Genomic DNA, 24,956 nt, shown 5'->3' with positions numbered 1-24,956 from the left:
TTATGATAAATATGTTAATACAGACGTATCTCTCTACTTTTTTTGATTGGCTATTAGAAACTACTGTTATGGCTAGTATATTGGTAGGTTTTATCTTATGTATCAAAGTTTTACTAAGGAATCAATTAACAGCAAGATGGCATTACGCATTGTGGTTAATTCTGATTGTAAGATTACTTTTACCTTGGTCACCGGATAGTTCTTATAGCCTATACTCCATACTTTCACATGGATATGTAACTTCTACTTCTCTAATTCAGAAGGAAGCGAATGTTTCTGGTTTAAAAGTGATGAATGAACCTGCGAAGTATACTGTTAATTCAAGTGATTACAATAAATCACTAGTTGAATCGGGTTCCAAAGAAAAAGAACAGAGTGCCAAACATATATCAATGTATGAAATCTGTTTATATGTATGGATGCTAGGTGTTTTTTGTTTAGGGACTTTAACACTAATTGCAAATAGACGTTTATATTTATACATACAAAAGCAACCAATTATAACAGATGAAAGAATTTTAAATATTTTCGAAGGTTGTAAAGAAACGATGTCTATAAAAGAGGATATTCCTTTGCAATTAGCCGGCAAGATTGCTAGTCCGACACTCCTTGGATTTAGAAAACCTAGAATATTATTATGTGAACAGCATATACAACGATTAAATGATAATCAGCTACAGTTTATTTTCTATCATGAATTAGCTCATTTTAAACGTAAAGATGTTGGGGTTAATTGGGTTATGCATCATTTGCTTATACTAAATTGGTTTAATCCAATCCTTTGGTATGCCTATTATTCAATGCGCGAAGATCAAGAAATTGCATGTGATGCATTGGCCCTTACTTTTATTGATTCGGAAGAAAAAATTGAATATGGGCATACAATTATTACATTATTAGAACACTATTCAGATTATTATCAAATGCCTAGTTTAGCAAATCTGAGTAAAAATAAAAAAGCATTGAAAAGGAGAATTGTTATGATTAAAAAATTCAATAAAAAATCGTATCGTTGGTCAGCTTTAGGATTGACAGCTGTATTAGGTATATCTACTTTTTCTTTAATGAATGCAAGTGCTGAGGAGCTTAAGAGTGAGTCAAAGGCTACAAAAAATAAAATTGAACAAGCCGCTAAATCAGAAGAAATGAATAAGCTTGAAAAAAGTAAGGTAGAAGAAGTCGCAAAACAATTAGAAATGGACAAGCTTGAAAAGAGTAAGGCAGAAGAAGCCGCAAAACAATCAGAAATGGACAAGCTTGAGCAAAGTAAAAAGAACACAGATATTTCAGAAGCAGCAGTACTTAAACTTACCGAGAAACAAAAGCAATATCTTAAATCTAAAGGTCTTCCATCGAAGCAAACTTCTAAAGAATCTGAAGTTACGGGGCTTATGTTAGTTTCTCTAGTGAAACCTATTGATAATGGAGATGGAACAGGATTTCAGCCAGACCATGTTGGAGAAGTTGATATAATTCACGCAGATGAATATCAAAACAAATATGGTAAAGAAGATTTTGTAGCATTTGCTGCATGGGAATAAGTCTAGTTTTATTACCAACAATCTAAGATGAATTTATGCTTATAATTAATAGAAAGCGTCATTCTTTTTATAGAAATCTATAGAAAGGATGGCGTTTTTATTTAAAAATGAGTTTCATTTGTTAGATACCTCATAGAATTTTATCCTAAAAGGATGCTTTTCTATACCCTATTATGTTTGTTGATAATTGGAAGTGAAATGTTGTCATACATGCTTTTACAGTTGTAATCCGTGTTGATGAGCTTAGTTTTTAATCGTGTTGTTAGCAGTTATTAAACCTTATTTATCTATTATTTTCAATTCAATACTAAATAATAAAATATTATGGAAATTGGTTAAAGAGTGAATTTCAAATGCCTTTTCTATTGTACCTTTTTGTTTTTTTTGATGAAAAGAAGCGAGCTTGATATAATCAATAAAATTAACCGGTTGTGCTTGTAAATAAGAATAGCAGGATAGCAATTGATAAAAACAGGTATATTATATAAATTGTCAGCAACATATATCATCCCTTTCTATTGATATATGTATCATACAAACATAATCTGTAGTATATATGGAGTTCATGGGTAGTTATTGTAATGATTTTTATAACAACCTTTTACTTGTGAGAAAGAATAGGAGAATCAACCATTACTTATTGATTTTACATCGTTATTTCTGGAAAATAGAATGTGTCTCACTTTCAGTTTTTCTATGTTATAAGTGAATTATATATACAGAAAGGTGATATGAATTAATTACCAAAATGGAATGAAATTTTAGCTATAGTACTTTTACTTTTAGGGCCGTCAGTGGTTTACTAATTTTTATTTCGACTATTTTTATCTTAATATGAATTGTTTCCAAAATAAAAAAGAATCTAGTGGCATTTCTAGATTCTTTTTCATTTTATTATTATATAATCCTAAAGATATGTAACATAAAATTTTTTCAAGCTCGCTGGATTCTTTGTTGCTTTTAATAGAGCATACTTGGAGAGAATACTCTTTTGATACATAAATAAGGTAATTGAACTTCTTAAGTCAACAGAGACATAAAGTAACCCTTCAAAGAATTAATTGGTGATAGCATATATTTTTACTGTAAATTGCTGATTTGCACTATTTGGATTTGCTATATAGTATTTAGAATTCGTATCTGCTGCAGTCCTAGATTCATTCGAAATATTGCTCCAACTAACACGATCTAGACCTAGAAAAACATCGACCATAATGTTGAAAGAGATAATGGCAGAAGTATCTTCCTCGGTAGGTTCAATAATCCATTTTAAACCCATCGTTCCTGTAGGTAAATTATTTATACTAAAGTTTTGGCTAGATCGATTTTTTTCGCCCGGTAACGGCTTAGAGTCAGAAGAAATTTGTGAAATTAATATTTCCTTTTCATTAACAGTTACTCCGTTTAATTTAATAATACTATCTATTAAACCTGGTCCTGGAAAATCAGCTGCAATGATACCAGAATGTTTTATTCCACCTTGTTGTATGAAATCTGTCCCCATTGTATTCATTCCACCATAAAATACTTGACCATTTGTATCACGAGGGAAGTCTTTCCATTCATTTGTTGTGTTTTTTTGAATTAACTGTGGGTTACTACCGGTATCTCGATCTTCCTTTCCACTTGCAACAAACCAAGGATAATAATTATTCCATAATGCAGCAGCACCTCCCGTTCCACTAAAATGGTTGAGATAGATATTACTATTGTTTGAGTATTTATTTGCATTTAGAAGGTGGTTTTTTACCGCGTTCCATTTTTCATACATTCCATTCGGTCCAGCGCTAACTTCAAAATTATCTTGGATATTCAATGATTCATAATCAATACCGTATTCTAGAGATGCCACGAAGTTTTGTAGTATTACAATTTTCCCGCGGATATCTCCTAACTTAGGGTTATTTCTTTCTGAAAATGGTACAGAATTAGGATCCCAAAAATAGGACACATTACGGTCTTTATAACTTTTAAATATCTCTTCGAATGATTGTGAACCACTTTCTGGATCAGTTTCCTCTTTTAAGCGCATTAAAATTGTTTCTTGAGGGTTGTCTCTTAAAAATTGGATTGTTTCTTTTAATACATCTTCAAACATTGCTTTTTGATTTACAATACCATGCTGCATAGCAAAAGAATCTTTTACACGTTTAACACGCATATCTACATAACGTATTCCTGCATTAAATTGCTGAGAGAGGGGCATTGTTTGATTCCTTGTCAAATCCTCATCAATAAAACTTGCTCCATGTAAAGCCATTGTGCCATGAGTACCTGGAATAGAAATTTCGCTTATTTTTTGAGTATCTTCTAATTTTGACATCCATGTCGGATTTCGATAACCTATATCGGATTCATAAGAATATCCTGTATGTCTTTCAGCAAATGCAGTTGAAGTCGTACATAAACACGCTAGTGTAAAACAAGTAAGAATTCCAGATTTTAAGAATTTTTTCATCTCTATTTTCTTCATTATATCCCTCCAGCTCTTAAACAGATTAGTCTTATACAATAATTTGTGGGCTTGTATCATAAACATAAATTCTAGTATGGAAATGTAAGTCAAATAAGATAATATGCTAGCTTTAAAATTTCGATAGTGATATTCTCATTTAGATTTACTAGATAGCCATTGTGTGCTGGTAGCATAAAGTTAGAAATGTAATCATGTAGGGGCGGGAAGGTCAAAATAATCATATGCAAGTTTAATAAAATGAAATGATTTACATGTAAAATGATGACAAAGTATATTATCATACTTCATGTACTTTATAGGACATACAATTTAAATCCTCTATATGCAAAGAAAACAGAAGTCTTAATCTAGACTTCTGTTTTGCGAAGTACAATGAATTATTGCAATTAGTAAGAATACATAATTCTTAATCTTAATTAACGTAGACCTTTATTTGTTAAGCGATTATGTGGCAAATGAATCCCATATCTGAGATTGAAAAAATTATTGGGGGATTCTCACTCGTATTAATGCATTAAAGTTAGAGAGACATTTGTCACACGTTATATCATTTTAGTTAAATGTATAAATGACACAGCCCTGTATGGTTAAATAAATCCTATAAGCTTATTTCTCATTAAAGCTTAAACTAACTGCAGTGGCAATAGATTGTCCTGCATGTTCCCAACTTCCATCGATAACTTTTCCAAGCTGTTGACCGAGTGAATTTAAATCATTTGGATTAACAGGAATTCCGTTATATGCAGCAAGAAGTGACAAAAGTGGAGCTACAATTGGTGTCCAGCCGCCTCTATCAATATGGAATTCGAACCCTGTTACCTCACCATCTTTTTTTGTGAATTTATAGTAAAGTTGATCATCTGGACGGAAGCTTAAATGATGAGAGATTTGTCCGTATACATCCTTACCAGCTGCACCTCTATCCACAACTTCAATTTCTTTTACATTAAATTCATGCTCAAATACTTTTATTTTTTTTACTTCGGGACCATTTAATGCAGCTTGAACAGCCGTTTCTAGATTACTTTGTGCAAACGGTTGAATACTAACTTGTGATTCCTGTTGTTGGATAGGAGCAACTGTCTCAGCAGCAAATACTGATGTTGTAGGTAATGCACCTGTAGCTAATGTTGCTGCCAGAGCAGTTGCTGTAATGATTTTCTTCTTCATAATTTTACTTCCTCCTTTTTAATGTATGATGATAAACTATAAATTACTGACAGATAAATTATTTCTATACATATATAGAAAAACATTATTGTGGGTAATGGAAGTTAGACTGACAGATAATTTATATCATAATAGTATCAATATGTATTTGATTTCTCAATTTTCAGTTAATGTATTCAATACTAACCAATTTTAAGTAAGTTTTAGAAGGTAAATCTCTAATAGCAATCTACAAACATGGCAATATTAGAGTCAAAATGAAATGATAATCATAAAATATTCTATTAACATTAAAAAAATATAAAAAATTTCACATATAATTTTTATTTTTAGGTTATTTGATTTTATTGTCATGTATAGAAATATAAATGTTTCTGTAAATTAAAAATTAAAAATGAAGAATATTAAAGTAATCGTTAAAATTAACGAAATGTTCAAGGTTTCAATCTCAAAATATGAATATTAGTTATATAATCATTTTAAAGGGATAATTCACCCTTCCTCTAATGTTGTTGTTTACAAGTTTATAGTTCCAATGTGTTGAAGTTACGATAAAAAGAACTTGTAATTATATATTACAAGTTCTTTTTGTTTCGATTTTTTTGTGAAAGATATCTTAACTAGTTATGTTTTTCATATTTTATCAAGGGGACGGTAGAAATCTATCGGAAGTATATGTACATTATCGTAAAATAAATAGTAATTTGTATATAAACTAAGTGATTCTTAATCTTATTCTGATAACAAAAGGAAAGACCAACTAAAAATATAGTTGGTCTTTCCTTTAAGTTGGTGTAAAAACAAATAAATAAAAGATAGGTGAGAATTAATGCTGCTATGCAGTATTGATTCTGAATTAACTATAACACACTCCCTAAAAAGTAGTTGTGTCAGTTGATTGAACATTCATCCTTCTTTTTTTATCAAATAAATACCTAAGATACATCACTTAATTTACAAAGGATGTATTTAAATTGAGGAATAGATTAATACTCTAGATTTAGAGGGTATATATTTTTTATTTTTGTACAATGTGTTTGCATTTAGAAATTAGTTATACTACCATCTTTTAATAGCTAATCTATTTATTAATAAGAAAGTATTAGTGTACATGGACACTAATTAATAATATAAAAATTTTAAGTTTCAAAATTTAATGAATTCACTTCCCTTAGATTGATTTTACGTAAAATAAACTACTTTAAAATTAAACGTATAAAAATGAAATATGAGGAGTAATCAAATGAAATTTATTTAAATTATAATATGTAGATATCATTAGAATGATTAGGTTGCATTTAGTAAAAAGAAGGCTAACATGTTGTGAAAGCAATTAATGGAGAAGAAACAATTTGTAACATCCATTCACATACAATCACTCTAATTTTTTTAGATATTATAATGTCAATAATGGATAGATATGAAGTGATGGGACAATTTTGTTTGAAATATTATAGGCATATCATCTTTTTAAGTACGAAAATATCTGATTTTGATAAGGTGGCAGGTCTTGTACTAGGCTCGGATGATTATATAACAAAGCCATTCTAAGCGCTTGAGTTGGTTTCACGTGTAATTGCACAACTTCATCAATTTTTTAGGTTAAATCAATTTCAAGTAGAGAAGGGAAGATCCCTTTAGAAGTAGGGGGAGTTGTTATTGATTTTGAGCAAAAAGTGGAACAGATATATGGAGAACAATTTAAATTAGCCCTAAAGAGCTTGATGTTTTGTGTCGATTAGTGAGTCACCCGAAGAAATTAGATAGTGTTTAAAACATCTTTCAACAAGTATGGGGAGACAATTTTTATTATGAAAATGGAAATACAGTTAAGGTGTATATTCATAGTTTGCGAAAATAAACTTGGCTAGGATAATAAAAGAATAAGTTAGTAAAGACGATATGAGGGGAGGCTATGCTTTTAATGACTAAAATAATGAGAAGTTTTCGTTTTAAAATGCTTACATTTTTTGCGCTAAGTATGGCACTAGCAGCTGGTGGAACATATATGACTTATAAAGGAATGCTCTATTATAAAACAATGGTACTTCATATAGATCCCTTAGAACAATTTAGGGCAACAGGAAGAGCATTTGAAGATATTACTTTCTTTTTGATTGCATTTATCGTACTATCTATTTTATTTTTTTTCCTTTTAACAAAGCCATACTTAAAGTATTTGAATGAAATTTCTAAAGGCATTCAATATGTCGCTAACGGTGATTTTACAAATAAAGTTCAAATTCCATTAAAGGATGAAGTCGGAGATATTGGGCGTGAAATTAATATAGCGAGTGAACGATTAAAGGAGGCGATCGAGAGGGGAGACTTTGAAGAAAATAGTAAAAATCAGCTAATTGTTAATTTGGCTCATGATTTAAGAACGCCGTTAACATCTGTTTTAGGTTATCTAGATTTAACCCTTAAAGATGAAAAACTGACGAAGGAACAAATTAAACGTTGTTTTACGATTGCATTTACGAAATCGCTAAGACTTGAAAGATTAATTGATGAGTTACTTGAAACTACTCGAATGAATTCTGGCATGCTAGAGCTAGATAAAAAAATAGTTAATATAAATGAGTTGCTAATACGGTTACACGAAGAATTGTATCCGCTATTAAAGAAGCATCATTTAGACGTTAGATTGAACGTTGATCTTCATTTATATATTAACGGTGACAAGAATTTATTAAACCGAGTATTTGAAAATCTTTTAACAAATGCAATTCGATATGGAGATAGTGGATATTTTGTTGATATGAATGGATATATTGATAATGGAGAGGTTATCGTACAGATTATTAATTATGGAGAGATGATTCCGGAAGAAGATTTACCCTATCTTTTTGATAGACTTTATACAGGTGATAAAGCAAGAACAGAGCAGAGAGGCGGAACTGGTCTTGGGTTATTCATTGCAAAAAATATTGTCGAGCAACATAATGGGACAATCTCTGTTACAAGTAATACAGCAAGAACAATATTTGAAATGAGATTTTCAAAAGAAGAGAAATTAAAAATTTAATAAAAATTTTATATTTACCCCACTTTTTATTTAAATAGTTTTTTCTATCCTATAGATATATTAGGGAAAGAAGGAACTGGAAATAAAAAAGTGGGGGCTTTTTTATATTGTACACGGTATGTGGTGAAATCTATTTAGCACTGTTATGTTAAAACGGAGAAAATGTTGCTGTAGTACGTGCGATTGTAAATAACCCGAAAATCATTATAGCGGGGAAACCAATGGCAGCCACTTAATACGAAAACAAGTACTCAAATTATGGATCTCTTAAGGATCGAAAATCATTAGGATTAGCCATAAACATAACATTAGAGAAGCGGCAGAATGCCAAATTGTAACCCGTGATGGAAGTATGGTTCAAGAGTGGAGGGGTTGAATATAAATACAAAAGAAAATATAAGGATGGCCATATCGTCTATCTTTGCGCATAAGTTGAGATCCGTTTTAACAATGTTAGGAATTATTATTGGAATTAGTGCAATTATTACGATTATCGCAATGGGGGATGGAAATACTGCAAAGATGCAAAAAGATCTTACAGAGAGCAGCCATATGGATGAAATTAATATAAATTATTATAATCCTGATTCTCCAACAGAAAAAGCTAAAATTACACCGGATATGGTGAAGCAATTGCAAGTGATACAAGGTGTTACAGACGTGTATCCAAAGAAACAAATAGATGTAAAAACATATATCGGTCCAAAGGCTGTTTCGTTTAATTTAAACGTGGGAACAGGTAATTTTATGAAGGATTATAAATTAAAAATGGTATATGGGCGTGAATTAACGGGGGATGAACTGAAAAAACCAATTCCTGTTGTGGTTATCAGTGAAGCTTTATTTATAAAAATATTTGATACTTGGAAAGATGATTTGTATATAGATATAAAAGGAAAGCCATATAAAATTGTAGGGGTATATAAATATGCAGATAATTTTAAGCGGTCGTTTAAAATATACGATGGATATACGTCAATTGATAATACAGCATTGATTGCAGGTGTCGAGGAGTATGATGCAGTGAAAATGAAGCTATCTTCTCCCAACGAGCGAGAAATTGTAGAAAAACAAGCTTTATCAGTACTAAACAGTTTGAAATCACCGGAAGTGGAGTATTCGTTTACAGTATCAGATGATACAAAAGAGTATAGTCAAGGTATGGAAGATTCAATGAGAACGATGAAAATAGTATTTGCTAGTATTGCTGGAATTTCTTTAATTGTAGGCGGTATTGGTGTCATGAACATCATGCTTGTATCGGTTACAGAGCGTACACGTGAAATAGGTGTTCGAAAGGCACTAGGTGCAACAAGAGGAAAAATATTAATGCAATTTCTCATTGAATCCTGCTTCTTAACTGGATTGGGTGGAGGAATTGGTTTTGGTTTAGGCATTTTCTTTGCTTGGATAGCTGCTTCCATTGGTGGATGGCCGGTCATTATCTCCGTAGATCTTGGCTTACTATCTGTTGGAATATCTATGTTAATCGGTATTTTCTTTGGTATACTTCCTGCTAATAAAGCAGCTAAATTAGATCCAATTGAGTGTTTACGGTATGAATAAGAAGAATGGAAGATTTAATTTAATAGTAAAACCCTCTAACAGAAGAGTGGATACTCCCATGAGTATCCACTCTTTTATTAAATAAAGGATTTATTACGTGTACATTGAGTAAAGATTATTAATTCTGTATCAAATTAAATGGTTTACGAGGGAAATTCTATGAAAAAATGATGTGTTCACCTCATGTCTAAGACGGACTAAAGTGTGGTATGTGATTTCACGTATCGTGAAATCTGTAAAAAGAAAGTTGGTAAAATGTTGATATATAAATATTCGTGGAGGTTAAGATAAATGACTTTATTTGAAATAGCTAAACGTAATATATGGCGTAATTTAAAAGAGTATTTACTCTATTTTGTAGCCCTAACTTCGAGTATGGTTATTTATTTTATATTTGCATCACTCCGATATAATAATCAAATAAAAAAAGAAATGATTACTAATGTGACGATTAATAACGTTCTTCAATCGTCAAAAGTGATTCTTATTATTTTTATAGCCATATTTATTGTTTATTCTACTAATTTTTTTATAAGGAAACGTAAAAAAGAGCTAGGATTATATTCTTTACTAGGTATACCTAAAAAACAAATTGGTACGATGTTATTTTGTGAAACTATGATAATGGGAGGTGCAGCTCTTGTAATCGGAATACTGATTGGCAGCATGAGCTTTAAGTTATTCTTGGAACTGTTAATGAGTATGATGAAGTTAAACACACCAATTCGTTTTAAGATGTCTATAAAAGCAATAATAGACACTTTTACCGTCTTTTCAGTTATTTTATTATATACAGCATGGAACAACTCACGCTTAATTTATCAATTCCAATTAATTGAATTGTTTCAAGCAAATCATAAAGGAGAAAGTATGCCGAAGGAATCTAAAATTTTGGCGTATATAGCCCTTATGTTAATTGGATTAGGCTATTTTTTAGCAGCTTTTTTTCATGAGGTTATAAACTATGTGAAGGATGCTATGCCCCCTATTGTAATCCCGTTTTTCATTTTGTTTACAACAGTTATTGGGACATACCTTGTATATACATTTTATACAGTCATTTTAATAAAGAAAATTAAAAAGAAAATAAAAATACTCTATAATGGTATGAACATATTAAATATCTCACAACTATTATATCAAGTAAAAGGAAATGCTAAATTACTTGCAACAAATGCTATATTAAGCGCCACAGCTTTAACAGCGATTAGTACAGTTGTAACGGGTTATTATTATGGACAATCTGAAACCAAGAACAATGCACCGTACAGTTTTTCATATAAAAAACAAGATGATGAAATGGAAAAGCGTATACAGGCTGTTTTTGAGGATAATAAGAAAAAAAATGCTATTATTCGTGATTTTGATGTAGAAATGTTAACAATTAAGGGAGAGAGTCAGGCGAGAGAAGGAAATACAAGTGTACCAAATTCCCAATATAAATTAACAAATGAATTTCAGCTTATGTCACAATCAAATTTTAATTTGAATGCTCAAAATATGGGGGTGAAAAAAGTTGATTTAAATACAGGGGAAGTATTTATATATAGTCCAGAAAATGATAAGCATCTTAATAATGGTAATATAGTTCAATTACCTATTGAAACGGAACAAAGAACATCAGTAATTAAGGGAATCAGAAATTATAGACTTACTAATTTAGGAGAATTGGTTGTAATTGTACCTGATTATCTCTATAAAATTGTTATGCAAACACAACAGACATATATTGTAAAAAACGTTGATGTAACTCAGCAAGAGGATAGTAAAGAATTGACTGAGAGTTTAGTAAAGCTAATGCCCAACGGTGAAAATTCGACAATTAGTACTTTTTATAAAATCCATATAGATTTTATGAATATATATGGATTGATGTTGTTTATTGGTAGCTTTTTAGGGCTAATATTTGTACTGGCAACGGGTTCTATTATCTACTATAAACAATTATCTGAGGCATATGCTAATCAGGGATATTACGAGACTATTCGTAAGATAGGTGTTACAAAAAAAGAATTAAGAAGGTCCATTTCGAAAAAAGTTAGCTTTAGTTTTATTTCACCTGTGATAGTTGGACTTGTTCATAGCTTGTTTGCTATACCAGTAATAATCAATATGCCTATATATAATATTTTTACTCCTATTCTAATTAGTAGTGGTGCATATTGCATAATTTATTTGGGTTATTATGTACTAACTGTTTATTCGTATTTTAAAATTGTGTATAAATATTAACTTATAGATTTTTAATTATGTTAAATTATCAAACTAAATTTAAATATGTTGGAGATGAATGTATAAGAGGCTTTTAGGTGTTAAAAAATCCAGAATCGTATTTTAAATCATAGAAAGTTGGTAAGAAGTGAAGGGGGAAAGCCAGGAATTAATAGTGTAATCTAACTAATCGAGCGAGAATTTGGCCCACAGATTGCTCATTATATTGAAGGGATCTTTGAGTTTGAGCGTAGGGGAACTGTATGGAATAATAGCGTATCAAAGCCTTTTGAAATGATAAAACCATATGTATTAACGGAACATTTATATGTTTGATTTTGAAAAAAAGCAACTAGTTTAATATTAATCTAGTTGCTTTTCTACTTGTTATTTTGATTGGTTTCAGTAAGGTCACCCTCCATTCAAGATATAAAGAAAAATAATGAACTTCTAATATGATATTCTCTTCCAATCAACTTGCTAATAACAAATTGGTTGAATCTCTTCTATATAATAGAATTTTGTTTATTAATTTTGTACAATTTTATACTGTACCGGCACCAAATACTGAATGATGAGGTATTAATCGTCTAGTTTATAGACAATCCAACTTACTATTCCAATTAAAATACAGCATAATGGAAGTATTTGATCTTGTAATGTATACAATATACTTATATCTCCCTTTGTGAGTATAAGAAATGTTACTATAAAAGCTGTACAAGTTGTGAATATCCTAAACCTATTAAGTTCACACCCCCATAAAATTACAATAGACATTAAGGGCATTAGTACTTCTATAGTAGAAGCCAACAGAGAAGCTATCTCTTCTTCCATTAACATTTGTTTTAGAAGAATCAACATACTGTATACAGTGCATGCCATTAATATTAAAAAAAGAAATAACTTACCAGTATCCTCTAAATAAGAATTTTTTTTCTTTTTAATCCATAATAAAACCAATAATATAATTGTTATCGAACCATAACGAATTATTGAAAAATAAACTACATCTATATATTCAAATTCATAACATAAGAATAGAAACAGTGCTTCCCATATAATACCCAGTAGTAAAGAAATCAACATACTAAATAACATTCTGTGTTGTTTCATCCTTAGCCTTCTTTCTAAATTGAGTATATAAAAATAACATTATTATTATGAATTTTAAAATACTGAATATAGGTTCGTAAAATAATTCTAAAAAATGATACATATCATTTTTAATGATCGATATTAAAAAATCACAAAAAAATCGAATGGTATCCTTTAAGATCCTTCGATTTTTCTCTAATTTCAATATATATTTCTAAATCTGTCGTTGTTGTTTTTAAAATATTGTCGGTTATTTTGGAGAATTTAGGACTTTTGTTATAAAAATATTATCATTTATAGACGTTTACTATAAACTCTGTATATTTTCTATGAATTTTCTCATAGTAAGAGATAAAGCTATATCCTTATTTCTAACAAATATCGTTTCGATTTTTCCATATTTCCCAGGTATTTCATGAGAGTAGATATTAGGAATGTTTGTAAAAAAAGTTAGAGCTGTAACTGGAAGAACCGTAATGCCTAGACCCAGTGATACGCTATGTAAAATCATTTCTAACATATTAAACTCCATAATTTTCTTAAGAAGAATTCCCTCATCTTTCAACCATTTTTCTAAAACAAAACGATACCCACATCCGGGACTAAACACTAAAAATGTTTCATTTTTTAAATCTTGTATATCAAATGTAGGACGATTTGAAAATAATACAAGTGTCTTCGTACTTACCTTATATTGCTCTAAGGAAGAATCTTGAATCGGACTTGTTACAAAAGCACCATCTAGCTTAAATTCTAGGATGTCTATGATCAAACGTTGACTTACATCAGTTTTTAAAGAGATATCTACATTAGGAAATTGTTTATGATAGCTGGCCAAAATGGTTGGTAAGGGATGAACAGTATCTACAGTTCCAATATTGAGAAGACCTGTGGGATTATCATCATCAATAAACGTATTTTGTAATTCTTCGAATTCTTTTAATAATTTATTAACTTTTTTAAGAAATATTTGTCCATCACCAGTTAATGTGATACCCCGAGCATGTCGATAAAACAAAACTGTATCTAGCTCTTGTTCTAGTAGTTTAATACGCGCTGTTACATTTGATTGTACATAATTAAGGATTCGTGCTGCTGCGGTAATATTTTGAACTCTTGCTACAGTTTGAAAAATTTTTAAGTCTCGAAAATCCAACGTTCTCTCCACCTTTATATGCTAATGTGATCATTTTGAATGATGTGTTCCATTATTTTTAACAATTTTTCATAATACGATTGATAAGTATAGAATGTACAAAAGATAGACTTTTAACTCTTAACTGCAAAAATAGCTTTAGTACATAGAAAATATGGGGTCCCAATGTATTAAAGCTCAAATATACTAATACATTTATACTTTAAAGAGCTTAAACTTTAAATAATGATGGCTATGAGTTTTGAATTTTTCTTGAATTACATTATTAATTACGACAATATCTTCAATCAACTCATAATTATTATTTCTTATATTGAAATAATTAATATTAAAAATAAACAGTTTTGTATAAAAAATCACTTGTTGAGAACTTTTATATAAATTCTACGTATTAAATATTTATTTTTCACATAAATTTACAACCTAACTTTTTTTTAACATATACATCTTTATATAAACTTTATATAAAATTTATGTTGTTTTCTGTTGTATATGTTTTTATTTAGTGAGTATGGAAATTTTATTATTGGAAAATTTTCAAATAGTTATTGTAGACATAATGTAAATGCAGGGGGAAATACTTTTGGGTTATGTGATGGGGGTTTTTTCAGGATATTAGTTCAATGTATTGAGTATTAAAAGGAGATAAATATGAGGCAATCAAAATCAAAAACATTACAAAAAAACAAGGTATCTATAAGGTTAAATATATTATTTTTGTGCATTTTTTTATCATTTTCAGCAATTATCATTCGGCTTGGAAAAGTACAAATTGTTGACGGAGAGGGTTATAAGAATGCAGTTGAAAAGCAAGAAAATACGACGGTTAGTATTCCTGTTCCACGTGGACAAATTTTTGATAGGGAAGGTGAGAAGGTGGTTAATAATACTGCGGTTCGTACCATTTCGTATACAAAGGGGAAGGATATCACTTCTGAAGAGATCTTAAAAATAGCAAAAAAGCTCTCCAAAATACTTGAGATACCAGAAGAAGATATAAATAGATTGACTGAAACAGACAAAAAAGATTACTGGATGCAGTTAAATAAGGAAAAAGCGAAAAAAAAGATTACAAAAAAAGATGAAGAAAATTTGCGTAAACAAAATATTGAAGGAAAAGAATTTGATAAGAAAATAGATGAATTGAGACGAGGACGCGTCACAGCAGAGGAATTGAATGAATTAAGTCCAAAAGACCTAAAGATATTAACTATTAAAGGGAGAATGAATTCAGGTTATAAAATGACACCACAAATTATAAAGAAAAATGTATCTGAGAAAGAATACGCTACAATTAGTGAAAACTTATCAGAATTTCCAGGGATTGATGCAACTATTGACTGGGAACGTAATTATGTAAATGGTGAATTATTCCGTTCTGTACTAGGTAATATAACAAGTACTGAAGAGGGGCTTCCAAAAGAAAATTTAGATTACTATTTAGTTCGTGATTACAATCGCAATGATCGTATTGGAAAGAGTTATATCGAGCAACGATATGAAGATGTACTACATGGAACTAAGGCAGAAGTTAAGAATGTTACTGATAGAAAAGGGAATGTTATTCAAAGGGAAACAATCACTAAAGGGAAAAGTGGCAATAATTTAATTATGACAATTGATATGAAATTACAGAAGGTGGTAGAAGAAATTCTTGAAAAGCAATTAAAAGCATATAAGGGGTCAGAGCCTCTTTTAGATCGGGCATTTGTAGTGATGATGAATCCAAATACTGGTGAAATATTATCTATGGCGGGTAAAAAATTAGGAAAGAAAGACGGGAACATAGAAATAGCTGATTATGCTTTAGGTACGATGACGAGCTCATATGAGCTTGGATCAACTATAAAAGGTGCCACAGTGTTAACGGGATTTGAAACGAAGGCTATTACACCTGGTACAAACTTTAATGATGCGCCTATGAAGTTTAAAGGGACTAAGGAAAAGAAATCTTGGAAAGATTTTGGAATTGTTGATGATTTAAGAGCCTTACAAGTTTCTTCTAACGTCTATATGTTTAATACGGCATTAAAAATAGCAGGAATAGATTACGTACCAAATAGCTCATTAGATATAAAGGCAAGTGCATTTGAAAAAATGAGATATTATTTTGGGCAATTCGGATTAGGGGTTCCAACTGGAATTGATCTCCCAAACGAAACATCTGGAATAATGAGAAAAGAAAATTATCAACCTGGTTTCTTGTTAGACTTAGCTATCGGGCAGTACGATACGTATACTCCTTTGCAACTTGCACAGTATGTTTCTACTATTGCAAATGGAGGAAATCGATTGAAGCCACAAATTTTGAGAGAAATTAGAGAGCAAAATACAAGAAAGGAAGATATTGGTAAAATTATAAAATCGATGGAACCAGTTGTATTAAACCATGTAGATATGAAAAAAGAATATATAGATCGAGTAAAAGAGGGGTTTAGACGTGTATTTCAAGAAGGTGACGGAACTGGTGTGAGTACTTTCAAAAATCTTCCTTATAAGCCTGCTGGTAAAACTGGAACAGCACAAACAGTTTATGGAGGCGATGATAATAGCGTTGGTAAGGATCAAGAGGGCAAGCGTGTTCGTTGTTATAATTTAACTCTAACAGGTTACGCTCCATATGATAAACCAGAGGTGGCATTTTCTGTTGTTGTCCCATGGATAACTAATGACAAAGGTAATAAAATTAATTCAATAATTGGTAAAGAGGTTTTAGATGCGTATTTTGATTTGAAAAATAATCAGGGGAAGTATGCAAACTAAAACTATGTAATAAGGAAGTAGAACCAAACTGACTTAGAACAGTAATCTGAATGAATATTGTAGAAAGATAGGGGATTTGGAACTATTTTTAAAGTCTTAATTTGATAGCGATGGAGGTCTTAGCTATCAAGTTAAGACTTTAGCGCTCCTAAATGGAAAAGTTAGTTTTTGTGGTATCGATTTCGTATTTATCGTTTTCGCGCAACTTATACTGCTAAATTTTTAGACATAGAGTGGGAGCACCTTTTATAATGATTTATTACTTGTATAAGCCTGCTTGATGTGAATTGAAAATTTATCTGCCAATTTTTATGTGTCGTTTAATAAAAGTCTAAAATAGATCAATTAATCATCATGAAATATGGTTGAAAATAATGAGATTTTAAAAACAATAAGTTACATTAGTCAATAATTTGAGTTTAAAATCTTTTGGCTTTGGTATAAACGGAGGAAAGATTAATGAACAACAATACAATAAATGAGTCGGTTGAAGAAGCTGATAAAAAAAGAGTAAGATCAAGCAAACATTTTAAAGATTGGAAGCTTGTTGCAACGGGTGGTGGTATAATCACAATTCTCATTGGGGGAATGATTTATTATCAGGAAAACCACTTCAATTCAAATGTTACAATTAACGACATAAAAGTCGGTGGTCTGAGCGCTGATCAGGCAATTCAGAAATTAAAAACATCTGAACTAGCAAACAAAGTCTATGTCGATCAACAACAAATTTTAGATGAAAAAGATACTAAAACGGAACTTACAGAAAAAGATTTGCCTCAAGTTAAGAATCTATTAAAAAGCCAGTGGACACTTTTTCCTTCCTCAAAGGAAAAGAATTATTCATTGTTACCAGAAAAGGCAGAACAATATCGTAGTGAAACGATGAAAAAAGTTGTAGAAGAAAAGCTCTTCTCTATGAATAAAAAATTAAAAGCGCCTCAAGATGCTATAGCGGAGCTCAAACAAGGAAAAGTTGTTATTTCGAAAAGCGTTGAGGGAAAACAGTATGACATTACGAGTCTACTGAAAGATTACGACAAGCAGAAGTATAACAGCGAAATTCATTTGAAGTCTGCATACATACAGCCTATTAAAGAAGACGATTCGATTATCAAAAAAGAGGAGAATGCACTTCACAATCTTTTTCAACAGTCTGTAGATTTTAAAGTGCAGAATGAGGTGTATCCTTTAAAAGCGAAAGATTTAATTCAAAATGCCTCTGTGTCAAAGGATATGAAAGTTACAATCGATGCGAGCAACATTAAGAATAAGATTGCTGAAATTAATAATGCTAAATCAACATTAAATAAAGATTTTAGCTTTAAAACCCATTCCGGTTCGGTCATATCAGTAAAAGGACAAGGCTATGGCTGGGCACTAGATGTTGAAAAAGAAACAAAGCAAGTCCAACAAGCTTTTGAAAAAGGTGAAAAATCACTTTCTGCTTCTAACATTCGAGGAAATGGCTGGAGTAAGGAAGGCATTGGTTATGAAACAACATCGAATAATGGTATTGGGGACACGTACGCGGAAATTTCAATTGCAGAGCAACACATTTGGATCTATAAGGATGGGAAATTAGCAGTCACAACAAATGTAGTAACTGGGAAACATAGCACGAGTGAAGATACTTCACCAGGTGTGTGGTACGTTCTTTATAAACGGTCACCGTATACACTTAAAGGTAGCGCAGTAGGTAAAGGTGATTATGCAGTTAAAGTAGATTACTGGGTTCCATTCACAAATAGCGGTCAAGGATTCCATGATGCTGGCTGGCGAACAAACTGGGCAAATAATGCCTATTTAACAGGAGGATCGGGAGGGTGCGTTAACCTTCCTCCTAGTATTGCAAAAAATGTGTATGATAATTTAAACACATATGAACCGGTTATCGTGTACTAATAAATATTAACCTCGTGTGAAGTGATGTATGTACTAAGAATTTAAATTTATAAAAGAATCAGTGAAATCAATATAGATGATGGGGTCAAACTTCAATTGGCTGGAACATTATAAATCATATAGTAGAAGTTGAACCAGTAAATACTTAACATGAAAATAATGGTGATGTATGGATTTGGTCTATATTAGACAGATAAATGTTCCTTATATGTATGACTTTGGAATCGGTACTTTTGTATTCAAATCAGATATGAAAAGTATACTGTGTGAATTCTAAACATGTTAAGCAAACTACATTATTGTACGTAGATGTATTTTTTCTTATAAATTGTAGGAGTTTTATTTGAAGTTTTTTCTAACTCTGAATTCATGATGTGTGATGAAATGGTTCAATTGATAGAAAATGTTAAATGTTTCTTGTTGAAAGCGTGATTTGTCACACATACGATTAATATGTATAAGAGTCATCTTTATATAATCTTGATATAAATTTAACTTTGTCTTTCTATGAATATGATTTTATCTAAATATGAATAAATTACACTCTCTTTAGAACATTACAAGGAGAGATAAGCATGAATAAAATCAGAAAGGCAACAATCTGTTTATTCACTCTATCGGTATTGGGTACAAGTATTGGCATGTCAAATAGTGATATTCCTACAATTACAAAAAAACAACCTGCCGTAGCAGCTGAAGTGAAACAAAAATCAGAAGTAGAAGAAAAGAGGAATGTATCTGTAGAATCCCTTAATAAAGTGGTAGTTGAAAATGAAAATGTGGCCATAGAACAAGGGGAAGAAATTACAAAGCCATTGGATGTGCCACTGATTTTACAAAAACCAGAATTGATGCGTGGTTGTGAAGTAACGAGCCTTGCGATGGTACTTCAGTTTTCAGGAGTGCAAGTCGACAAGATGGAGCTAGCCTCAAAAATAAAACATGTACCATTTCAGAGAAATGGTTTGAAGGGAAATATGCATAAGGGGTTTATTGGGAATATGGCTACTTTTGATAAACCTGGATTAGGTGTTTATGTGGAACCAATTTTAGAATTGGCAAAGTTATATGTTCCAGCTGATAAAGTGATGGATTTAAGTCACAAGGAACCTCAGCAAATTTATGAGGCGATAGATCAAGGGTTCCCTGTATGGGTATTAACTAATGCTCGTTTTAAACTATTACCTGAGGATCAATTTTACACATGGAGAACAGATGAAGGGGAAATGAAAGTGACATATCATCAGCATAGTGTAGTAGTGACAAATTATGATAACCAATATGTATATATTAACGATCCGTTAAAGACAGAGAAACATATAGCAATTAATCGAAATGATTTTGAACAATCATGGGTTCAAATGGGAAGGCAAGCTATGGCCATTTCCATGTAGATAAGCATAGATTGGATGAGAATTGATATGAAAAAAGTGTTAATTATTGAAGATGAAAAAATCATACGAGAAGCCGTGGCACAATATTTCTCTCATGATGGGTATGAAGTAATAACGGCGGAGGATGGCCAAGTAGGATTAGAATTATTTACTGCACATGATAATATCAGTTTAATCATATTAGATATTATGCTCCCAGTCATGGATGGATGGTCAGTGTGTAGACGTATTCGTAAGAACTCGACTGTTCCTATTATTTTATTAACAGCTCGAAGTGATGAGGATGATACATTACTCGGGTTTGAACTAGGAGCTGATGATTATGTAACAAAACCATTTAAGCCAACTATCTTGCTAGCGAGAGCAAAGCGTTTATTCAAAGAAACAACTCAAATTGTACAATTCCAGGACTGCATTGATTTATGTGGTATTCATTTAGATAAATCGGCACGTACTGTTGCTATAGATGAAAAAAAAGTAGATTTTACACACACAGAGTTCGAAATTTTACTATCGTTAATGCAGCATAAGGACCAAGTATTGACAAGAGACACATTAATCACGAATATTTGGGGATATGATTATGATGGAGACGATAAAACATTAACTGCACATATGCGTAATGTACGGGTAAAGCTAGGGGAGAGAGCAAAACATATTACAACTGTTGTTCGAACGGGGTATAAGTTTGAGGTAGATAGATGATGAGACGGAAAATAGTATTTCAATTGTTTTCCCTTACGTTTTTGTTATGCTGTATGATTATTACTGTTATATTTTTGGGACAAATGTATGTTACAAAATACCTGTATGTAGATAAGGAAAAAGAAAGTGTTCAAAAACAATTACACCAGTACAGTAAATATTATGAAAAACATTCGCACGATGAGAAGAAAATGCAAAATATAGAAGAGACTTTTGCGAATCAGCACGGTATTTTGATTGCAAGGCTAGATAAAGAAGCAAATATTAAAATGCTGCCATCAGGGGATTATTATTTGAAGGTGGTAGATAAAGAAAATCCAGAAAATGCTTCTAAAGTTGTGTTTAATAATATTGTTAATGCAAAAGAATATATGGATCCTGATTTTAGTATCATTATAACTGGTTTTATTAATAAAATATCTACTGTGGCTGTCTTGACTGCGGCAAGTAAGGATGTAGGTAGGGAAATAATTATTCCAATGAGTATGAGAGTAAAAGGGTATGATACTAATTTTGATTCTTCGATCCATCGTCAGATAAGTAAAAATATGTTCGAGGGTGCTAAAGAGGGTATTCGCCTCATTAAAGATGATAGTCCACTATACTTCTTTGATGGAGTTGTCAAAGAAATAAGTATGCCTAATTATTCAAACCCTGATGCTATTGAAACTCTATATAACAATGATATTTTTGCGAAACGAATTTTAGATTTTCAAGCTGATTGGATAACTAATAAAGTAAAATTGGAGGATAGAGGTTGGACACAAAAAGAGATTCGTATTAATGATATACAATATATTGAAACAATACAACCAATTATAAAAAATGGTCAAGTGCAAGAGATGGTATATACATTATCGTCTTTGCAACCACTTACCAAAGCAAGCGATTTAATGAGTGATTATTATATATATATCGTTGCATTTGTGTTAGTTCTATCGCTTATTGTGTCTTTCTATTATTCAAGAATCATTACGAAACCACTATTGAAAATAAATGAAGCGACGAAAAAAATCATGGAATTTGATTTTCAAGATCAGCTATCCATAAAGTCGAAAAATGAAATAGGGGAACTGTCCTCCAATATTAATCAGCTTTCAGCAAGAATGGAAGGATATATTAATCAATTGAAAGATGATTTAGAAAAAGAGAAGCAATTAGAACAGACAAGAAAAGATTTTATTGCAGGTGTTTCACATGAATTGAAAACACCACTGAGTGTGATGCAGGTATCGGCTTCTATGCTTCAGGACGGGATTGCACCTGAAATGAATCAATATTATTGGGGAGCGTTGGAAAAGGAAATAGAGAAAATGAATGTAATGATTGATGAGATGCTTAATTTAGCTAAATATGAATCAGGAACGTATCAAATACAGTTGGAGCAAGTTCATATAGGAAATTTGATTCATCAGGTTGAAAAAGATTTACACTGTCAAATTGATGAAAAGGCACTGCAAATCAAAACAAATATAGATGATGTGTGTGTGAAGGGGAAAGCAAATTTATTGGAACAAGTTATAACCAATTTGTTTACGAATGCAATTCGGTATACAGATTCGGGACAAACTATTGTATTAGTGGTAAATGAAGAAGAACATGACGTATATATAGGGTTTGAAAATAAAGGATCCCATATTAAAGAAGAAGATATAGAGAAAATATGGGATCAATTTTATAGAGTAGATAAATCAAGAAAACGAGTATGCGGGGGGATGGGTCTAGGGCTTTCAATTGTAAAGAATATATTCGAATTACATGATGCAGAATACGGTGTGAAAAATACTGAGGATGGGGTATTGTTTTACTTCCGTTTAAAAAAGTGGGATACAATGTAGTGAGTAAGGTGTGATGATCTTGTTAAAGACATTGCTATAATATTAAAGGGGATTTATATTTATATAGATTGCTTTAAGTACAAAGATGCGAAGTCTATTTTATGACTTCGCATCTTTGTTTTCAACTCAAACCCTGTGTGAGTCAGTTTACATATTTATTTTTAATGTGAATGAAAGCTATTGCTTCATTGTTAGCTTTTTTATCAAATTCATCTATAGAACTTTGTTTTTTTATTATTTTTTAGAATACATCTATTGAATATTTCAAGAATAAAAGGAATTGAAAAATAAAGATAAGATAGTTGATGTGTAAAATAAAAGAGAAGAAATAAGATAACTATTACTAGAAGCCTCATCATATTAAATATAAATAGAACTTTTTTTGTATGCATAAATGTCCTCCTCTAAAATCTTGAATTTGTTTTTAAACTAATAGCCATTTTTTACTGTTTTTCTATTGTTATTAATTGTGCCAATTATTCATTAAATATTTCTCTCATCAAGATAATATAATTTGCTGTTTAGCAAGTTAAGCTTTTATTTTAATTAAGCTATGTCTAATAATATTAAACTTTGTTTATATATCCTCTGAAGGAACTTTTTATATATTTATTTGGGTATAAATCATTAATCATTGCGTATGGACTTCCATTCCAGTATCTTACTACAGGTGTCCATAGTCTATGATTTTTAAGCCACTTCATTGTGTATTGCTGTAATAATTGATTATCTGTCAGCTTTTCTTTTTCTTCAATTGTCCACCGCAATGCATCTAGCGCTTTTTCTCTCGTCCAAAAACCACTAGGTGTCATCTTAAATTCCCATTCTTTAAATTGATTTGGATATAAATCATTAATCATTGCATACGGACTATCATTCCAATATAATTGACAGGCTCCTCGCAATCCTGATTGAGCTAACCATTTATTTTCGTATATATTCTTCAATTGATCCAGATTTAATTTTTCTTTTTCTTCAATTGTCCATTTTAGTGCTTGTAATGTTTTTTCTTTCGTCCAAAACTTATTAGGAGCCTTATTAAATTCCCATTCTTTAAATCGATTTGGATATAAATCATTAATCATCGCATACGGGCTTCCATTCCAAATCACCCTTAAAGGTGCACTTAGTCGATGTTCAATTAACCATTTTTGCCCATAAATTTGCAAGAGTTTTTGTGGTGGTAAATTCTCCTCTTCTTCAATTAACCATTTTAATAATTGTAGGGCCTTTTCTTTCGTCCAAAAATTTAATGGTGTCATTCTAAATTCCCATTCTTTAAATTGATTCGGGTATAAATCATTAATCATCGCATATGGACTATTATTATATTTGTGCTTCAATACACCACGTAATCGATACTTTGCAATCAATTTGTTATTCCAATTTTGTTTTATCTCTTCGTCATTCCAATTCAAAATTTTTGTTACTAAATATTTTGTTACTCTTCTAGCCAATTGATTATTTCTATCTAATTTCCAAGTATTTGGTGGGAATCTATTTCTTTTTCCATCTAATATCTCCTGATAGATGTCCTCTATAGTATTAGTGTTTGTCTGCATCTTAAGACCTTCTTTTAATTGTATATATAGTTAAATAGATTTTAATGTTAGGACTTTCGTCCGAACTATTAAAAATGTAAACTCTATCTTAACTTAGAAAATATGATGCTTAATCAAATCATAGTAATGTAAAATAAGAATTACCTATAGAAAATATATAGTCTAGGGCAAATGAAAGAATAGATTTGTAAAATATAATTTTCAATTCATAAAAGACATTAATCTGAAAAGAAAGATGTCTTTTATTTAATAGTATTACGGTTTATTTAACGAATTTCCCGAAAGAATTCTCCTTCCTCAAGCGTGTGAAGGGCGTAGCCCAACGATAGGTGGGAGATGAATTTCGGTTTGGTGTAGCCAAAAGGTTTTCCTTTTTATTTTGCCTCTGATATAATCAGTCTTATAAATGATAAAGGCTGGTATATAAATGAAATTAGATAGTAATAATCATTCAGTATTCTTGTTGTATTATCACCTTGTGTTGGTCGTGAAATACAGAAGAAATGTGTTTGATGATGATATGTCAGACTATGCAAAAGATAT

16 protein-coding genes and 1 pseudogene are annotated in these 24,956 nt (G+C 30.9%); 12 read left to right on the top strand and 5 right to left on the bottom strand.

The genetic code is table 11. The features are described from left to right. Nucleotides 1–2 precede the first annotated feature (2 nt). The gene (locus MRP26_RS30070; RefSeq protein WP_242807466.1) at nucleotides 3–1,541 is read left to right on the top strand and encodes a M56 family metallopeptidase; all 1,539 of its coding nucleotides are present in this window, start codon (nucleotides 3–5) and stop codon (nucleotides 1,539–1,541) included. A gap of 1,057 nt (nucleotides 1,542–2,598) precedes the next feature. Here the strand turns inward: MRP26_RS30070 and MRP26_RS30065 are convergent. Then, nucleotides 2,599–4,014 carry a phosphatidylinositol-specific phospholipase C gene (locus MRP26_RS30065; RefSeq protein ID WP_242807464.1) on the bottom strand — a complete coding sequence of 472 codons (1,416 nt, stop codon included), beginning with the start codon at nucleotides 4,012–4,014 and terminating at the stop codon, nucleotides 2,599–2,601. A gap of 609 nt (nucleotides 4,015–4,623) precedes the next feature. Beyond that, nucleotides 4,624–5,187 (bottom strand): methyltransferase, encoded by a 564-nt coding sequence (locus tag MRP26_RS30060; protein WP_086422650.1) that lies wholly within the window; start codon nucleotides 5,185–5,187, stop codon nucleotides 4,624–4,626. 1,323 nt (nucleotides 5,188–6,510) lie between these two features. Between MRP26_RS30060 and MRP26_RS31185 the strand changes: the two genes are divergently transcribed. The 5 genes and pseudogenes from MRP26_RS31185 to MRP26_RS30040 all read left to right on the top strand — a co-directional run bounded on the left by MRP26_RS31185 (nucleotide 6,511) and on the right by MRP26_RS30040 (nucleotide 12,013). Continuing rightward, nucleotides 6,511–6,738 (top strand): response regulator, encoded by a 228-nt coding sequence (locus MRP26_RS31185; protein WP_305926230.1) that lies wholly within the window; start codon nucleotides 6,511–6,513, stop codon nucleotides 6,736–6,738. A 373-nt stretch (nucleotides 6,739–7,111) separates the two neighbouring features. After that, nucleotides 7,112–8,215: a sensor histidine kinase gene (locus tag MRP26_RS30055; protein ID WP_242807462.1), complete on the top strand. Its 1,104-nt coding sequence runs from the start codon at nucleotides 7,112–7,114 to the stop codon at nucleotides 8,213–8,215. Between the two features lie 158 nt (nucleotides 8,216–8,373). Further along, a pseudogene (locus MRP26_RS30050) lies at nucleotides 8,374–8,591 on the top strand (macrolide ABC transporter ATP-binding protein); the annotation flags it as partial. A 2-nt stretch (nucleotides 8,592–8,593) separates the two neighbouring features. Beyond that, the gene (locus MRP26_RS30045; RefSeq protein ID WP_242807478.1) at nucleotides 8,594–9,781 is read left to right on the top strand and encodes an ABC transporter permease; all 1,188 of its coding nucleotides are present in this window, start codon (nucleotides 8,594–8,596) and stop codon (nucleotides 9,779–9,781) included. Nucleotides 9,782–10,072: 291 nt separating this feature from the next. After that, complete coding sequence (locus MRP26_RS30040) at nucleotides 10,073–12,013, top strand: ABC transporter permease (RefSeq protein ID WP_242807460.1); 1,941 nt, start codon at nucleotides 10,073–10,075, stop codon at nucleotides 12,011–12,013. A gap of 561 nt (nucleotides 12,014–12,574) precedes the next feature. Here MRP26_RS30040 and MRP26_RS30035 read toward each other — a convergent pair. Both MRP26_RS30035 and MRP26_RS30030 read right to left on the bottom strand, forming a co-directional pair. Next, a complete protein-coding gene (locus MRP26_RS30035; protein WP_242807458.1) occupies nucleotides 12,575–13,108 on the bottom strand; it encodes a hypothetical protein in 534 nt (177 codons plus the stop codon). Nucleotides 13,109–13,397: 289 nt separating this feature from the next. Further along, nucleotides 13,398–14,246, bottom strand: coding sequence for a LysR family transcriptional regulator (locus MRP26_RS30030; RefSeq protein WP_242807456.1), 849 nt, complete (start codon nucleotides 14,244–14,246; stop codon nucleotides 13,398–13,400). A gap of 651 nt (nucleotides 14,247–14,897) precedes the next feature. Between MRP26_RS30030 and MRP26_RS30025 the strand changes: the two genes are divergently transcribed. From MRP26_RS30025 to MRP26_RS30005, 5 genes are all read left to right on the top strand, one after another. Then, the gene (locus MRP26_RS30025; RefSeq protein ID WP_242807454.1) at nucleotides 14,898–17,009 is read left to right on the top strand and encodes a peptidoglycan D,D-transpeptidase FtsI family protein; all 2,112 of its coding nucleotides are present in this window, start codon (nucleotides 14,898–14,900) and stop codon (nucleotides 17,007–17,009) included. A gap of 459 nt (nucleotides 17,010–17,468) precedes the next feature. Further along, complete coding sequence (locus MRP26_RS30020; RefSeq protein WP_242807452.1) at nucleotides 17,469–18,914, top strand: L,D-transpeptidase family protein; 1,446 nt, start codon at nucleotides 17,469–17,471, stop codon at nucleotides 18,912–18,914. A gap of 575 nt (nucleotides 18,915–19,489) precedes the next feature. After that, nucleotides 19,490–20,308: a C39 family peptidase gene (locus tag MRP26_RS30015; RefSeq protein WP_242807450.1), complete on the top strand. Its 819-nt coding sequence runs from the start codon at nucleotides 19,490–19,492 to the stop codon at nucleotides 20,306–20,308. A gap of 27 nt (nucleotides 20,309–20,335) precedes the next feature. Continuing rightward, on the top strand, nucleotides 20,336–21,013 hold the full coding sequence (locus MRP26_RS30010) for a response regulator transcription factor (protein WP_242807448.1): 678 nt from the start codon (nucleotides 20,336–20,338) through the stop codon (nucleotides 21,011–21,013). Continuing rightward, complete coding sequence (locus tag MRP26_RS30005) at nucleotides 21,013–22,851, top strand: sensor histidine kinase (RefSeq protein WP_242807446.1); 1,839 nt, start codon at nucleotides 21,013–21,015, stop codon at nucleotides 22,849–22,851. Before MRP26_RS30010 ends, MRP26_RS30005 begins: the two co-directional genes overlap by 1 nt. Before the next feature lie 566 nt (nucleotides 22,852–23,417). Here the strand turns inward: MRP26_RS30005 and MRP26_RS30000 are convergent. Continuing rightward, on the bottom strand, nucleotides 23,418–24,413 hold the full coding sequence (locus MRP26_RS30000; protein WP_242807444.1) for a DUF4046 domain-containing protein: 996 nt from the start codon (nucleotides 24,411–24,413) through the stop codon (nucleotides 23,418–23,420). A gap of 427 nt (nucleotides 24,414–24,840) precedes the next feature. Here MRP26_RS30000 and MRP26_RS29995 point away from each other — a divergent pair. Next, nucleotides 24,841–24,956, top strand: a 116-nt coding sequence (locus MRP26_RS29995) for a transposase (RefSeq protein ID WP_192799094.1), incomplete at its 3' end; no start/stop codon positions are given.

Origin of the sequence: Bacillus sp. CCB-MMP212 (assembly GCF_022748145.1) — a bacterium.
GTDB lineage: Bacteria > Bacillota > Bacilli > Bacillales > Bacillaceae_G > Bacillus_A > Bacillus_A cereus.
This window is presented reverse-complemented; position numbering and strand designations above follow the sequence as displayed.

What these genes read in the sequence shown, in the direction of transcription:
- MRP26_RS30070 (WP_242807466.1), top strand. Translation starts at nt 3, where the DNA reads ATGATAAATATGTTAATACAGACGTATCTCTCTACTTTTTTTGATTGG.
- MRP26_RS30065 (WP_242807464.1), bottom strand. Translation starts at nt 4,014, where the DNA reads ATGAAGAAAATAGAGATGAAAAAATTCTTAAAATCTGGAATTCTTACT.
- MRP26_RS30060 (WP_086422650.1), bottom strand. Translation starts at nt 5,187, where the DNA reads ATGAAGAAGAAAATCATTACAGCAACTGCTCTGGCAGCAACATTAGCT.
- MRP26_RS30055 (WP_242807462.1), top strand. Translation starts at nt 7,112, where the DNA reads ATGACTAAAATAATGAGAAGTTTTCGTTTTAAAATGCTTACATTTTTT.
- MRP26_RS30040 (WP_242807460.1), top strand. Translation starts at nt 10,073, where the DNA reads ATGACTTTATTTGAAATAGCTAAACGTAATATATGGCGTAATTTAAAA.
- MRP26_RS30035 (WP_242807458.1), bottom strand. Translation starts at nt 13,108, where the DNA reads ATGAAACAACACAGAATGTTATTTAGTATGTTGATTTCTTTACTACTG.
- MRP26_RS30025 (WP_242807454.1), top strand. Translation starts at nt 14,898, where the DNA reads ATGAGGCAATCAAAATCAAAAACATTACAAAAAAACAAGGTATCTATA.
- MRP26_RS30020 (WP_242807452.1), top strand. Translation starts at nt 17,469, where the DNA reads ATGAACAACAATACAATAAATGAGTCGGTTGAAGAAGCTGATAAAAAA.
- MRP26_RS30015 (WP_242807450.1), top strand. Translation starts at nt 19,490, where the DNA reads ATGAATAAAATCAGAAAGGCAACAATCTGTTTATTCACTCTATCGGTA.
- MRP26_RS30010 (WP_242807448.1), top strand. Translation starts at nt 20,336, where the DNA reads ATGAAAAAAGTGTTAATTATTGAAGATGAAAAAATCATACGAGAAGCC.
- MRP26_RS30005 (WP_242807446.1), top strand. Translation starts at nt 21,013, where the DNA reads ATGAGACGGAAAATAGTATTTCAATTGTTTTCCCTTACGTTTTTGTTA.
- MRP26_RS30000 (WP_242807444.1), bottom strand. Translation starts at nt 24,413, where the DNA reads ATGCAGACAAACACTAATACTATAGAGGACATCTATCAGGAGATATTA.